The organism is Microcystis sp. LE19-8.1F (genome assembly GCF_027531715.1).
Lineage (GTDB): Bacteria > Cyanobacteriota > Cyanobacteriia > Cyanobacteriales > Microcystaceae > Microcystis > Microcystis wesenbergii_A.
The window spans coordinates 1-13,693 of record NZ_JAPZSO010000061.1 but is presented as its reverse complement, the minus strand read 5'-3'; the positions used below and the strand labels follow the sequence as shown (position 1 = coordinate 13,693).

At 46.3% G+C, this 13,693-nt stretch carries 13 protein-coding genes and 3 pseudogenes; 3 read left to right on the top strand and 13 right to left on the bottom strand.

Annotated elements, in window-relative coordinates; genetic code table 11:
- Positions 1–240: 240 nt before the first annotated feature.
- A complete protein-coding gene (locus tag O9334_RS06400) occupies positions 241–426 on the top strand; it encodes a hypothetical protein (protein ID WP_193745616.1) in 186 nt (61 codons plus the stop codon).
- Between the two features lie 550 nt (positions 427–976).
- On the opposite strand, the pseudogene O9334_RS06395 reads toward O9334_RS06400, so the two are convergent.
- A pseudogene (locus O9334_RS06395) lies at positions 977–1,081 on the bottom strand (photosystem II protein D1); the annotation flags it as partial.
- Between the two features lie 35 nt (positions 1,082–1,116).
- Between O9334_RS06395 and O9334_RS06390 the strand changes: the two are divergent.
- Positions 1,117–1,731 carry a helix-turn-helix domain-containing protein gene (locus tag O9334_RS06390; protein WP_045359440.1) on the top strand — a complete coding sequence of 205 codons (615 nt, stop codon included), beginning with the start codon at positions 1,117–1,119 and terminating at the stop codon, positions 1,729–1,731.
- A 6-nt stretch (positions 1,732–1,737) separates the two neighbouring features.
- Complete coding sequence (locus O9334_RS06385; RefSeq protein ID WP_080754293.1) at positions 1,738–2,232, top strand: transposase; 495 nt, start codon at positions 1,738–1,740, stop codon at positions 2,230–2,232.
- 279 nt (positions 2,233–2,511) lie between these two features.
- Here the strand turns inward: O9334_RS06385 and O9334_RS06380 are convergent, their stop codons facing one another.
- The 12 genes and pseudogenes from O9334_RS06380 to O9334_RS06325 form a co-directional block, all read right to left on the bottom strand.
- Entirely contained in the window at positions 2,512–2,967 is a 456-nt protein-coding gene (locus tag O9334_RS06380; RefSeq protein ID WP_002777200.1) for a BON domain-containing protein, read from the bottom strand.
- A 28-nt stretch (positions 2,968–2,995) separates the two neighbouring features.
- Positions 2,996–3,598 (bottom strand): hypothetical protein, encoded by a 603-nt coding sequence (locus O9334_RS06375; protein WP_002803205.1) that lies wholly within the window; start codon positions 3,596–3,598, stop codon positions 2,996–2,998.
- 200 nt (positions 3,599–3,798) lie between these two features.
- Complete coding sequence (locus O9334_RS06370; protein ID WP_043998932.1) at positions 3,799–4,575, bottom strand: sterol desaturase family protein; 777 nt, start codon at positions 4,573–4,575, stop codon at positions 3,799–3,801.
- 1 nt (position 4,576) lies between these two features.
- Positions 4,577–6,886, bottom strand: coding sequence for an NACHT domain-containing protein (locus O9334_RS06365; RefSeq protein ID WP_287999687.1), 2,310 nt, complete (start codon positions 6,884–6,886; stop codon positions 4,577–4,579).
- Between the two features lie 29 nt (positions 6,887–6,915).
- Positions 6,916–8,484: a B12-binding domain-containing radical SAM protein gene (locus O9334_RS06360; RefSeq protein ID WP_287999686.1), complete on the bottom strand. Its 1,569-nt coding sequence runs from the start codon at positions 8,482–8,484 to the stop codon at positions 6,916–6,918.
- 59 nt (positions 8,485–8,543) lie between these two features.
- Positions 8,544–9,758: pseudogene (locus tag O9334_RS23110) on the bottom strand (RRXRR domain-containing protein).
- A gap of 218 nt (positions 9,759–9,976) precedes the next feature.
- Complete coding sequence (locus O9334_RS06345; protein WP_002752253.1) at positions 9,977–10,297, bottom strand: P-II family nitrogen regulator; 321 nt, start codon at positions 10,295–10,297, stop codon at positions 9,977–9,979.
- A 398-nt stretch (positions 10,298–10,695) separates the two neighbouring features.
- Positions 10,696–11,544: a transglutaminase-like domain-containing protein gene (locus tag O9334_RS06340; RefSeq protein ID WP_002783606.1), complete on the bottom strand. Its 849-nt coding sequence runs from the start codon at positions 11,542–11,544 to the stop codon at positions 10,696–10,698.
- Positions 11,538–12,044: a glycosyl-4,4'-diaponeurosporenoate acyltransferase CrtO family protein gene (locus O9334_RS06335; RefSeq protein ID WP_287999685.1), complete on the bottom strand. Its 507-nt coding sequence runs from the start codon at positions 12,042–12,044 to the stop codon at positions 11,538–11,540. Before O9334_RS06335 ends, O9334_RS06340 begins: the two co-directional genes overlap by 7 nt.
- Positions 12,045–13,139 (bottom strand): glycosyltransferase family 2 protein, encoded by a 1,095-nt coding sequence (locus tag O9334_RS06330; protein WP_008206545.1) that lies wholly within the window; start codon positions 13,137–13,139, stop codon positions 12,045–12,047.
- A 35-nt stretch (positions 13,140–13,174) separates the two neighbouring features.
- A complete protein-coding gene (locus O9334_RS22815) occupies positions 13,175–13,348 on the bottom strand; it encodes a Thivi_2564 family membrane protein (protein WP_312675896.1) in 174 nt (57 codons plus the stop codon).
- 200 nt (positions 13,349–13,548) lie between these two features.
- Positions 13,549–13,693 (bottom strand): annotated as a pseudogene (locus O9334_RS06325) (IS701 family transposase); the annotation flags it as partial.

Below are 13,693 nucleotides of genomic sequence, written 5' to 3'. Positions count from 1 at the left end.
GGCTCGTCCCAGTTCATTTTCTAACACTTTCTGGTATAGTTCACTTATCATTTTCGTTATTTAGGTCATATATGGTAAATATGACTGATCTTTTTTGGGAGTCTGTGTCTGTATTTTATGCTACATAAGCTTTTCAGCTTGCTTGTCCCCCTGTCAGGTGAGTCAGGGAAAACGCACTCTAAGCAACGACCGAAAAAAGAGAGGAATCTGGACTTACGCTCTCAATGTCAGTCCCCCGCCTTGGCAATTCCTCAAATGGTAGAAGAATTAACTCAATACTTAACACCCACTTTATTTGCTTCCTTAAAATATCTCCAGGGAAATCATGAGAAATTAATGAGAAATAGGCTTTTAAATCTACCAGTAATGGTCGCTTTAGTATTAAAACAATTCCGAATTTGGGTCAAGCAAACCCTTAATCCCTGACTTTAAATGGACAACGAAGTCAGGGAACTTTTGCAGATGATAATTTAGGGGTTACAGTTTTCAGTTTAAGGCTGCACCTATTCCTAATACTTCTAAACTCAGTAACCCTAAAACCGTTTCTAGGTTGTGCTTGTTAAAGGTATCTTTCTTATACTACACTTGTAACACCAATCCGTTTAGTATTGGGGAGAAAAAAATTACCCGGACAGGGAAGACCACTTCCCTGGTGTTGCGGGGGGAGATGGCCAGAAAGATTCGAGCATTTATACTAAAATCTAAGATAAGTAGTCGTGCAAAATTAATTTCCCAGTCGAGACAGGAGACAGGCTTCGGCCGTGAGCTTTTGCGTTCGACAAAAGCTCACGCCGAGGTCCGAACGGAGACAGGAGACGGTCGTCAGGAGACGGGGACTCCGGGACAGCTATCAGGGATCAGATTTGAATTTTTAGTTCACTGTTTACTGGTCACAGCAAAAAGCTTTTGGCTGACGGGTGACGGCTTGGATGTGTAATTAATTTTGCTTAGGTACTTATTAAAAACGGATTTGGTATTAACCATTGATAGCGGGAGCAATCAGAGCCACAGAAGCCTGTTCACCACTAGCTAAGTCTAAGGGGAAGTTGTGTGCATTGCGCTCGTGCATTATACTAAATCCTGTTATAATAAAACGAGTAAAGACGAGGAGATAAAATGCCTAAGAAAGCTTACTTAGCCGAACATCTAAGTTCAGAAGAACTGAAGGATAGATATAGAAGCAGTCAAGACTCAGTGGAAACAAGAAGATGGCACTTATTGTGGAAAATATCCTTAGGATGGACAATCAAAAATGCGGCAGTAGCTGTGGGGTTAGATTATCAATATAGTTTTAAAATTCTCAAGAGATATAATGAATTAGGAGAAGAAGGAGTTAAAAATCTCAAGAAAAAAAGTGCAGAACATCGGAGAGGAAAAGAACCTTTATTGAAGGAAGAACAATTTGAAAAATTAAAAGAAGAACTGAAAGAACGTCCTGCGGATGGAGGAATCTGGACAGGTCCGAAGGTAGCCAGATGGATAGAAAAGGAAACAGGACGAGAAAAAGTGTGGAATCAAAGGGGATGGGATTACTTAAAAAAGTCGAGATATTCTTGTCAAAAGCCCAGTCCAAAACATAAAAAGGGAGACCCAGTTGAACAAGAAAAACTTAAGCAAAATTTACCAGTAAAAGTCCAAGAATTAAAAGATAAATTTCCCAATTCTCAGGTGGAAGTCTGGTTTTTTGACGAACATCGAGTTGGCTTAAAACCAATCATTAGAAAAGTCTAGGCTCCAATAGGAGAAAGGCCTTCTGCCCTAGTACATCCTCGTTATGAATGGTTATATGTTTACGGATTTGTTGAGCTAAAAACAGGAAAAACACTCTGGTATTTAATCCCAAGAGTTAATCATCAATGGTTAAGTTTAGTCTATCAATCTTTGGCAAAAGATGTCGGGTTATCGGCAGAAAAAATTGTCCTATTAGTACAAGATAATGCTGGGGGGCATAGAAGTCAAAAACTTGAAGTTCCCGATGGAATCATGCTCGATTTTCTACCAGCTTATTCGCCAGAACTACAGCCAGCCGAGAGATTGTGGTCTCTAGTAGATGAACTTCTGGTTAATCAGTATTTTGAGACGATTGAAGAAATAGAAGAAATTCTGATAACTCGTTGTCAGTATCTCGAAACAATGACTAATGAAATTAAAAACTTGACTAATACTAAATCCTGTTATCAAAGACTGATTATTTATTACCCCTGTTGCATGAGTGCCTGTCCTGATATGTAGCCTATACTCAACGGATTTAGTATAACTATCATTGGCTAACTTATGACTGATTGTTATCATCTTTTTAAAACAGGATTTAGTATAACAGGATTTAGTATTAGAATATGAAAAATGCAATGCAATCCTTGCTATCAAAGTAATACTAAATCCGTTGAGTATAGGCTACATATCAGGACAGGCAAAAGGCACTCTTGCAATAGGCAAAAGGGGCAATAGATAATCAGTCTTTAATAACCAGATTTAGTATAATTTCAGTTCCAAGCTGATTCGGAGCATCTTTCAATTTGACAACGCCACCTTTGCTGTAACTTTGACACTATTGACACCCTTGATTTGTTTTGCCAAGGGGTCAATTTTGTCGAGTTGCTCTTGAGTTTCTACGGTTCCAGAGACGACTACCGCTCCATCTTTAGCAGAAACTGTAAGTTGCCCTTTCGGGATGTTGGCTTCTAGCTTAGAGCGAACTTCACTGGAAAGGTCACTGTTGGCGCGATCCGCATCTCCTCCAGTTAGATTGTTGCGTTGCTCACGAGCGCGAATATCAGAATTGAGTTGATTTCGGCGCACTTGACTAGACGCATCGCTTTGGTTCTTTTGGACTGTTTTAGTATCAGGAACTTGCCCCGTTTCCTCTGTGGAAGAAGGGGCGTTGGTGCTAGTTTTAGCGTTGTTCCCACAAGCCACAGTTCCAATCAGTAGAAGGCTGCTGAGGATTAAAGTTGTGATCTTTTTCATGATGCAAATCCTTTAATAATTTCCGATTTTACAAACGAGAAGCAGGAGGATCGACATAGCCTTCAATTGCTAGGGCATTGTAAATTTCCCACTCGCGAATCCCTCGGCGCTTTAGAATTGTTTCAGCCTGAAGGATGTCAGCATCTGTACCGTCCACGATCAACAGGTAGTCTCCACGAACCACATAATCGTGATAGACTCGTGCCCGATCTTCTGGAATTCCTAGACCAATTAGACCACCTACCAAACCCCCGGTAGCCGTCCCGATTGCACCGCCAGCTAACGTGGTAGCGATCGCAGTTGCAGCCGCCCCTGCCAACATGACGGGACCCACTCCAGGAATTGCCAATATGCCCAACCCAACCAGCAAGCCTGTCAGTCCTCCGATGGCTCCGCCTGCCGCTGCCCCAGTCTTTGCTCCTTCGTCAATATGAGTTGTTTTTGTTTCGGTAAGCTCTTGAACTCGTGTCTCACCAATCCGGTTGCTCTGCTCCAGTCGTTCAGGCTCTTTGGCAATGATTGATACCTCATTCATGGCAAATCCGTCATCTCGTAATCCATTCAGTGCCTTCTCTGCCTCTTGATGGCTAGAGAAGATTCCCACGGCTCGTTTACGGTTAGTTAAAGTCATTTTTCCCTCCAACGCTATGCGGTAAAAGCTTTGTAAATCCTATAGTATGGCGAACTATAGCGATTGAATTTCCTGATGCGAGTTGATAATTCTGCTCTTGGCATTACTGTAACAGGCGGTTGTTTGATTTGATGCGTGAATTGATTGAGTCTGTATGAATTGCTTGAATACGAGACAAAATGTAACGGGCGATGCACGAGTTAAATTCCATCGACTTTACCCGTCAGACGCTCATCAAACTTCTGCTCATAATCGGGGTCTTGAGTTCCGAGGAGTTTGTCCCAGAACGTGAAATATAGACCGTAATGTACGGTGTACTTGCGATGATGAATGGAATGATGGGCAGGACCAATAAACCACCGACCCAACCAATGATGGGGAAATGAGGAGGGCAAGCGATCGATCCCAAGATGATTTAACACTGCCCAGATCGTCATCGTGGTGAGTGCCGCAATTAACGTGATGAAATGCAGGGGAAGGACAAAGACAATGCCGACCAGGAAGAGAGACTGAACGATCGCCTCTAGTGGGTCAAAGGCAAACGAAGTCCACGGGGTAGGATAGCGCGAGCGATGATGTCCCTGGTGTAACCACCGAAAGAGTGACGGGTGGTGAAACAAGCGATGGGTGAAATAGAAATAGGCATCCTGGAGAACCAACACAGCGCCATAACTAACCCCTAAATAACACAGCCCATACTGTTGAGGGTGGCTGTATAAGCGGGTAATGCCCCAACTGTATCCTGTCATGATGAAAGCCGCCGCCAGCGCAAACACCCCCGCCGAAAGAACCGAGAGCGTGATATCTTGTTGAATCGATCGCCAAGAGGGAGACCAATGCCGCAGGTTGTGATTGACAAAGGACTGACTCAAGGGCGAATAGAAGAACAAATAGGTTCCCCCAGCCACGAGAAAGTATCGCGCCAGGATGATCCCAAAGAAAGCGAACCCGTAAAATCCAAATGAGTGGTCTATCAATTTAATCTCCTTGCCATTCCCGATCTTCCAAGTCCTTTTGAGGTAACAGCAACGTGGCTTCAATTTCTTGCCGGATTGCGGCTGTTATTTCGCAGTTACTATTCAAACAATCGATCAGGAGTTGATTGGCCTCATAGTAGCGTTGGAGCAGCTGCTGTTGCTCAGTCGTAAACTGCCAGGGATGATGAATATTGCGATAATTGGCGATCGCACACCGCAACTGTTCCACCCAGGCAGAATAGTTTTTCTGCCACCATTCCTGAAGCCGTTCCAGGTTTTGACTCGGAGGTGGCAGTTGGTCTCTCAATTGTTGCAAAGACTTATAAAATCCAGCATCCAGAACCATCACCAGAATGTTGTTGAGTGCCTCGCTACAAGCATTGACGTATGCAAAATCCTGACTGTGGTCGATGGCAAACTCTACCAGCAAGTTCTCCAACGCCGCATCTAAAAACATCCCCTGATCGAGCGTGCTGGCTAAGGCAAAGCGATCTGCCGTATGCGGGCTTTGGGCAAGGGCAAGGTAAAATGCGCGTGCGGTCGCCACTTTGGTTTCGTCTGGGAGCTGCTGGGATTTTTGGCTGGCCCAACTCAAAAACTCTTGCAGATAGGAGTCTTGCGCGACTAAGGCATCAATTTGTTGCTTCATCAACTGCACCAGCGCATCTGCACTTCGCAACATGGCAGCCGTTAACAAGAAGACTTCGCGCCAGTGGGAATCGGTGATGTGACTCACCAACCCTCCCAGTGCTTGTTCTAATGCCTGCAAATTATGGCTGGCAACTATTTTTCGAGCCGTGAAGTATTCTTGAAATGCCAGATAAGAAAATGAAAAAATGCCTCGCGCCCGTTCTGTGAGGATTCCATGCTGTGCCTCGATCGCTTTCAGCATGGCTTCGCTTTCGAGTTGGAGTTCCTCTGCTTCCAGGGTTGCACCTGGCAAATTCCGCAAATAGTCGCCAATGTATTGCTCAATCGTGCGTTGCTCGAAAAAATACTGCCCCTGTTCAAAAGTCACTGCTGCAAGCTGGCTCAACAGCCTCAATTTTTGGGGCAATAAAAACCCCCGGTAAACCTGATCGCGTTCGACTCCTCGAGCTTCATCCCATTTACCCAGCAGCAAATCCAGCCCTTGTTTATAAAACTCAGCCCGCTTGCTCGGAAATTTCCCTTGACCCTGAAACACCCAGCAGGCGAGATGCAGAAACAGAGGTGTCACCACCAGTTGCCGAAATTGCCAGTTTTCCGGCAAGTCCAACTTCTGCATAAACTGAGCCGACTGCTCCTGCCCCGCTTGAGCAGTCGTTTTGCTCAGTGCCACAAACCACTTTTGCGCGAAGGTGCTGATTTGTGCCTGGGTAAAGGGGGCAATTTCTACATCAGTGAAACCTCGAATCTGGAGTTTTTGGGCAGCGGTGCGACAGGTTACTACAAATCGATTGCGATGATACTTTTCTGAGAATTGGCGAATTTCTCTCAGAACTGCTGTAATGTCCTGGTTGAGAACTTCATCCATGCCATCGAGCAACAGCAGGACTCTGCCCGCTTGCAGTAAGGTTTCCAGCACAGACGGGTTGGAAATTCCCGAGGTGAGCAATGCCTGACGGATGTAGTTGAACAGGCTAAATTCACCACTGGGATTGGACTCCTCGGCAAATTCTCTCAATAAGATAAAAATCGGCACTTGATTCGCCGCAAACTCGCCTTGGTTGCACTGAATCGCCAGATGTTGCAAAAAGGTAGTTTTGCCAACCCCCGGTCTCCCCAAAACTCTGAGCTTTGAGTAAGTTTCAACAGCCTGCATTCCGGGTATTTGCTTCTGCTCAACCTCTCCCAAGCCGACGCGATCGAATTCAGCGGGACCCAAGTTTTGCCAATCGGCAATCTCCACCCACTGTTGACTGGCAATTTCCGCCAAAATATTGACATCCACATAGATGTCATCAATGTTGACCGGATGGCTGATATCTAGTAACTGCAAGATGCCGCACTGGTTTTGGATGGTGTCCAGGCGTCGCGCTCGCACCTCTTGCACCAGAGCATCAATATTAGTTTTCGCCAGTTCTCCTGGTTCAGGAAATTCTGCGGGCGGAGCGAGGGCAATCTCCCGCCAATCCAAATCCAGAATCGAACAAATTTCCAGGAAAACCTGGCGATCGACGGGTTTTCCTGTGAAAAACCGCCAAATCGGCTGGCGGGTCTTTAAGTTCACTTCCCCTGCTAGATTTTCCTGAGTCCACCCCGTGAGCGCAAAGGCTCGTTTAGCCTGTTTAATTCCCGAAGGGGAGGCCTGGAGCGATCTCTTGACCATACAATCCAATCCTCCCTATCGAGTCAGAATCAGTTCTGGTTGGGACGACCAGAAACTTCTAAGGGATCGTAGCCTAGTTGTTGAGTAATCCGTTCTCTGGCTAAGGCGCGGTACTCCCAAAAATGTTCTCCCGCCGCGCACAGACCTAAATACAGATTGAGAACTTGGGGCTTTTTCCGCAAAATCGTCCATAATTGCCGCCAAAACTGTCCCCGAATGTTCCCTCGGCGGATACCCTGATGCCAGATTAACTGGGTAATCAGCCGTAACCCCTTCCCCACGGGAAATTGCATGGTTTGCTTGTGTTTTGACTGCAAACCCAGACCGAGACATTGTTGGAAACAGCGTCGGAGATAGTGGCTGGGTTCGTACAGCGTCCAGAAGCCTTCGACATACTCTCTGGCAATTTCGGCAATCGGGCGGGTGGGGATAAAATTCATCAAGCTATTCTGATCTCCCGTCGGATGGATGCTGTCACCCTCAACTAAACGCTGTTCTTGCTGGAGACGATGCCAAAGAGCCGTATTCGGCAAAGATTGGAGAATTCCTAACATGGGTTGAGGAATACTGGTTTCTTCCACAAAGGCTTGAATCCTTTCCCCCGCACCAGAGCGCTCTCCATCAAACCCCAAGATAAATCCAGCATAGATTAGCAAACCGGCTGCATTAATCTTACGACAGGCTTCCACCAGTGGATTGCGAGTATTTTGCAGTTTGCGCGTCACTTGCAGACTATCTTGGTCAGGAGTTTCAATCCCCAGAAAGACAGAATAAAACCCCGCCTCAGCCATCAGGTGCAGTAATTCATCATCTTCTGCCAAATTGACCGAGGCTTCAGTAATAAAGGTGAAGGGATAGTCGTGCTGCTTCATCCAGGGAATCAAGTCTCTGAGAAAGCGTTTGACGTTGCGCTGATTGCCAATAAAGTTGTCATCGACGATGAACAACGAACCGCGCCAGCCTAGGTCGTAGAGAGTCTGCAACTCGGCTAAAGTCTGACTCGGCTCTTTAGTACGAGGTTTGCGCCCGTAGAGGGAAATAATGTCACAAAATTCGCAGTTAAAGGGACAGCCGCGAGAGAACTGCACTGCCATCATTAAGTAATCGTCTCGCTGAAGCAGGTCGAAGCGGGGGATGGGGCTGAGGGTCACGTCTGGCTTGTCCCCAGAGCGGAAAATTCCCTGGCTTTGACCTTGAGCGATCGCCTCCAAAAACAGGGGAACGGTTAACTCTCCCTCATCCAAAATGAGATAGTTCGCTCCAGAATCCAGGGCATCCTGGGGGACAGAGGTGGGGTAGGGACCGCCAACGGCGACTTTTTTGCCTAACTGCACGGCTTTTTGAATCAGAGCTTGAAAATCTGGCTTCTGGACCAACATGGCAGAGAGGATAACCAACTCACACCACTCCCAATCGGCTTCTGTTTCAGGATTGACGTTGCGATCATAAAATCGAATCTCCCAGTTTTGGGGGAGGAGGGCGGCGACAGTAATGATGCCGAGGGGTGGAATGGTGGCTTTCAGTCCCGCGATTTCCATAAAGCGATCGTAAGACCAGAAAGACTGGGGAAACTCAGGGTAGAGTAACAGGGCTTTCATCGAAAAACTGGGTCTGAAACCCCGCCCTTTAGCGATAGCGGAGGGCGGCTTTATATAAGTTAGTGAGAAACAATTAAACCGTTAGAACGACGAATTAACTGAATCTTACTAACAGTTATCTGTCCCAATTGTTTCCAATTGGCATCGCTTACAGATAGCTGTTTTTCGGTATCTCCACTCACATAACCAATTCCTTTGGGAGAAGAAATTAAATCTCCTTTACGGAACCCATGTCTTGTGGTAGATCCACCATATTTACGTCGTTTACCACCTTACAACTATGTCTGCTTCTTCATTGGAGGGGAATATACCGATGATCGAGTGAATATTTGTCATGAATTTCCTGTTTTTAGTACATAATTAGATTATATCCAACATTCCGCAGGTCAGATTCCACTTCATAAATATCCCTCTTTGGGAGTATCTCATTTATGCAAGTGAGTAATTTACTTGTCCCTAAAACTGGTTTCTAGCAAGGCTTTCAAAATAGCTTGACATAAAACCTGATTTAGGGGTTACAAAGGTGAGATGCTCCCTCCCTCTTAGCAATGCCATCGTTAGCATGACTTTCTGGTGATTGTTCTGCTTTATTTTTGGATTTTTCTAGTCGCAAATATTTTCTGAGATTAGAGGTTTGTCAACCAAAGCGAGTATGGACTTTTGCCAATTGAGATAGTTGCTCAATCGCCCATTTCTGTCCGACCATAACTGGCGAAAAACTTTTTCTAGACTTAGCTCCTTTTCTACTGGAAGTTAGATCAATATCGGTTTTGACATACTCAAAGTAAATGTCAGTAATTGGATAGATTTTGGTTAGTTCGTCAACGTCGAGCGAAGTCGAGACGTTGACGATTAGCTCTGATTGAGGGAGCTAATTTTCCTTGTCTTCTATTTGAAAATCGTTTTTGTCGATGCGCTCTTAGATTAAAGGGAAGTTGGCGGTTAATCCGTCTTTTTCTACGTCCTCTTCGCATTAGGCAGCGATTGTCTAGGCACTCTCTTACTCGCTTAAAAGGAAGTTCTAAGTGAGCCTTCCAAAGAGTAAAAAGGGAGGATTGAACGCCAATTCCAGAGAATAATTGACCCTGGTCAATACCAATAGCAATCGGTTGGGTTTTGCTATCGGAAGGTTCAGTGGTTAGCTGGACATAAAAAATATCTAAGTCGTTGAATTTACCGATAGCTTTTCCTTCCTTAATCCACCGCCTGGCCCGACTGGGTTTGGTGGGCATTAACGACTTTCCGTCTTTTGAGATAACAGGAACTCTTGCTATGGAGATAATCCTTAAGAGTGAAGTTAATGTCCCTTACCGCAACACAATCAAGATGTCTTGTCTAACAACGCTTTACCAATAGAGCTTAGAGGGAATCCGAACTAGGGAAGTATTCGGAGGTCTGGGCCAGATTGTGTCTCGATGCGGTAGTCTCTACTTGCGTCGCCTAAATTGGTCTAGGCAAGCCCCGTCCCTTTTAGGGCGGGGTTAGTGACGAATCAAATTATCTCAAACCCAGTCAACGCTTCGACATTTTGTCGGAAAGCGATTAAGGCATGATTAGCTTGATACTCGACGAGACCAGAGAAGATCGCCTCCGAGACTTCCTGCGAGACAACGGTTTTGATCTCAATATTGGTGTTATAACCGACCATATCTCCCTGGCGGTTGCCGTGGCGACCTGCGCCCTGGGCTTGCGAGAGGGTATAGCCAGTTACGCCTAACTCTTGCAGCAGCTTGATCATGCGGTCTTGCAAGACGGTTTCACCAATGATGACAACCAGTACAGCCGGTTTAATGGGTAGGGATGAGGATGACATGGGCAACTCCTAAAATGGGTTTTTCAAAGACAATGTTATTGACATGCTCACCACGCCACTTTTTTAGGATGGTCGCGTCAATGGGGTTGACGCAGATAGCGAAAAACGCTTAATTGCTTAAGTCTGACACTTTCGACCCGTCCGTTTTGAGTGTCCGAATGCCGGACGGCCACTTTGAACAAGTCGAAAAAATCTCATGTTCAACCTTATTTCCTAGAAAGTTTTACTCGTTCAAGGCCGAATTTGACTTCTTTTCTGAACGAAACCCCCTACTATCTGTGGTCAGGGTTCAGTTTTTAGCTTGGTTATCGCTTTTTCCATTGTAGCTTAAAGCCGTCCTCAAAGGACGGGGTTTTCAACCCAAATTTTCGATAATAGAATACCTGACTGGGGTACGCTCAAGAGATGGCGATCGCCTCTGTTGTCGGTATCAAAATATTCTCGGAAATCGGCTTGGCATCGGGTAAGTAGTCCATAAAAAGCCTCATCTGATTCATTTGTACGGGACCAAAAATAGTGGCAAAAGAAACATCGGCTGCATCTCGTCCTGTGCCAACGCGAATTAGCCCGCTCTGAGGCACAAGGCGGGTAGGATCGAAAAGATACCAGCGACCCCCTAGATAAGCCTCAAACCAGGCATGAAAATCGGGGGGATTTAAACCATAGGCGTAGCCGGCAACAAAGCGTGCTGGAATATTCAAGGCCCGACAAAAAGCAATGCCTAAATGGGCAAAATCACGACAAACGCCTACCCGTTCTATCGCTGTATCGCAAGCAGAAGTTAAAGAATCACTGCTACCAGAGAGATACAAAACATTGTCATAAATCCAGTTACAGATAGCTGTCACCCGCGAATAACCAGGGACTAAATGGCCAAATTCAGCCGCGACAAAGCGCAATAATCGATCTGACTGACAGTAACGACTCGGATAAAGATAGTACAAGATATCGAGGGGTAAATCGGCCGGCTTTACTTCAAAAATCGTACTGGGGTCTGAATAATAAGGAGATAAGCCAACGGTTGCTCGATAGGAAATTTGCAAATTGCCAGGAGGGGCATTGAGTCGAAAGTATCGGTTTCCACTGACAGAAGTGATGTATTCCTCAATCGACCGTTGAGAGTTAGAATGGAGGTCTTCCTGAACAATAATCTGATGGTTGTTGCTGACAATAGCAACATTAAGAATTAGAGTGCTTGCTTGCTCAATGCTGTAGGTTAATTCACAGCCAAGTTCATACTTTAGCATATCGTTTTTTCCTGTCCTTTCAATACGAGCAGATGCTGGAGCCGAAGCCGATTGTAACGCTGCACCCACAAACAAGGCAGGTTGAAAGCTGTTCCCACGGCGAGGTTTACCAGCACACCCCAGCCAGGAGTCCAGAGCATCGTCACTAACCAAAACAGCCAGATGGCGATGTGAACGTATTCCGCGCGACGGGTTTCAGCCAAAAAACGGGACATTACGGCACAGTCCCCACCGCCAACGGATGTTTTGCGAAAACCTCCTGGGAAGAAATCCCCTGCTTCTGGCAACCGATCCTTCCATCGCTTGATCCGCAGTACCCGATTGTACCATTGTCTATCTTCCCCCCAGATTCGTGGCCGGGTCAGGCAGGTGTCCGTTTCTAGGAATTTCAGGGGAAGTCGATGACCGACAAAACCGATCAAAAGCGACCAGGCTGTCCAACCGACCACACAAAGCCCGACGATTACCCCATCCGGTAACTGTAGTATAGACAATCTCATTCATTCACCTTGCCATCGGGTACTTATCCTTCGTCCTTTCCATTCGATTTGACCACGTTCGAGATTCAGAATTGCCAGCAGGAACACTGCAATGAAGAAGGCAACCGGAATGGGGAAGAAAAAGACGATTGCTCCGAATGAACCCACTGGCCATACAATTATGGCTAACTGTATGGCGAAGGCAAGATAAAGCAGTACGTTATATAGTAAGGATGAATTCCCGACAATCGGCCAGCCGAATAGGGATGCGGGCAGACACCAAGCCGCCCAGAACAACCCTGAAAGCCAGAACACAACCGCCAGCATCCGCAGCCAAGAGACTTCCCCTGCTGCCGTTGCAAAGTTTTTGTCGAAACCAACAACCAGGTCCCGCAGCCCGCCGGGGTACATCCGATAGTCCAGTTGGCCATGACCAATGTATGCACTCACTGGCAGTCCCGCACTCTCATAAATATGAGCCATGAACCAGTCTTCTACAACATATCCTGCCACAGCGTCGTGGCCGCCGACCCGCTCATAGTCATCCTTGCTGGTAGCCATAGCCGGTCCAAAAGCCACACCACCTCTTGCTCCCAGTTTGACGGCCATCAAGCCGACGAGATTGAACAGAACCGCTAACAGTTCGTAGGGGCGTTCAGTGCGGTGATAGGGCTGAACTGAGACCAGACCACCTAAGTGTTGAACAGTTGCCACCAGCCTGCGGAGCAGCTCCTCCCCTGGCTCAGTGTCGGCATCGAGAAAGACGAGAATATCGCCAGATGAGGCTGCATATCCGGTTTTGAGTGCCCAGTTTTTCCCTGTCCAACCTGTGGGCAAAGGGCTAGTCTGCACTACTTTCACCCCAGCCTGTTCGGCGATCTGTGGGGTAGCATCGGCGGACTGGTCATCGATGACAATGATTTCGTAGGGCTTGAATGTTTGCTGCTTTAAGGCTGTTAGCAAATTAGGGAGGGTACTCTCTTCATTCCTCGCCGGAATCAAGACCGAGACTTTAGGCGAACCGACGACTGAAAGGTCTGGAAGTCGCGGCAACCGCCACATCAATCCCCAGCCTATTAGCCAGCGCACCACCAGTGTGATGGACATCAGATCCATAATAATTCAACCTTTCCTTCCGTCTAGAACATCACTCACCTACCGATACGAATTCCCTTGAGAAAACTCAGCAATCCGAACACCTTAAGAATCCACAAAACGAGGGTGATGACAACCACAATGTTCAGGATTTGCTTGATCTTGCTGTCCATCGGAATGTAGTTGTTCACGAGCCACAATAGAACCCCAACCACGATGATAACTACCATAAACTGTACCAGATCCATGACTGACCTCCTTTCTCCGATCTAATGAGTTTCGTCAAGCATTTTATTCTATTCATCATTATATATGCTCGTTTATATATGCTCGTTAGGTGGCCAGGGCAATCGCACACAATTCTTGAAGATACACAATAAATCTACAAGAGATACTCATGTAATAGCAATTAGTGGGACTTAAACAAATTTCAAGCCCAAATGTAGCCCAAAGCCGCTTTGTGAGCGGAAAAGACATCAATATTCTGCGTTAGCCAAGGGAAAAAACGAAAAGACATCGCTGTACGAAAAGCCTCCAAAGCATCAGTAAATGTCTCCAAAGGTTTATTCGCCCAT

Bases quoted from the DNA above. Each gene is read 5' to 3' on its own strand.
- O9334_RS06390 (WP_045359440.1), top strand. From the start codon at position 1,117: ATGCCTAAGAAAGCTTACTTAGCCGAACATCTAAGTTCAGAAGAACTG.
- O9334_RS06380 (WP_002777200.1), bottom strand. From the start codon at position 2,967: ATGAAAAAGATCACAACTTTAATCCTCAGCAGCCTTCTACTGATTGGA.
- O9334_RS06375 (WP_002803205.1), bottom strand. From the start codon at position 3,598: ATGACTTTAACTAACCGTAAACGAGCCGTGGGAATCTTCTCTAGCCAT.
- O9334_RS06365 (WP_287999687.1), bottom strand. From the start codon at position 6,886: ATGGTCAAGAGATCGCTCCAGGCCTCCCCTTCGGGAATTAAACAGGCT.
- O9334_RS06360 (WP_287999686.1), bottom strand. From the start codon at position 8,484: ATGAAAGCCCTGTTACTCTACCCTGAGTTTCCCCAGTCTTTCTGGTCT.
- O9334_RS06345 (WP_002752253.1), bottom strand. From the start codon at position 10,297: ATGTCATCCTCATCCCTACCCATTAAACCGGCTGTACTGGTTGTCATC.
- O9334_RS06340 (WP_002783606.1), bottom strand. From the start codon at position 11,544: ATGCTAAAGTATGAACTTGGCTGTGAATTAACCTACAGCATTGAGCAA.
- O9334_RS06335 (WP_287999685.1), bottom strand. From the start codon at position 12,044: ATGAGATTGTCTATACTACAGTTACCGGATGGGGTAATCGTCGGGCTT.
- O9334_RS06330 (WP_008206545.1), bottom strand. From the start codon at position 13,139: ATGGATCTGATGTCCATCACACTGGTGGTGCGCTGGCTAATAGGCTGG.
- O9334_RS22815 (WP_312675896.1), bottom strand. From the start codon at position 13,348: ATGGTAGTTATCATCGTGGTTGGGGTTCTATTGTGGCTCGTGAACAAC.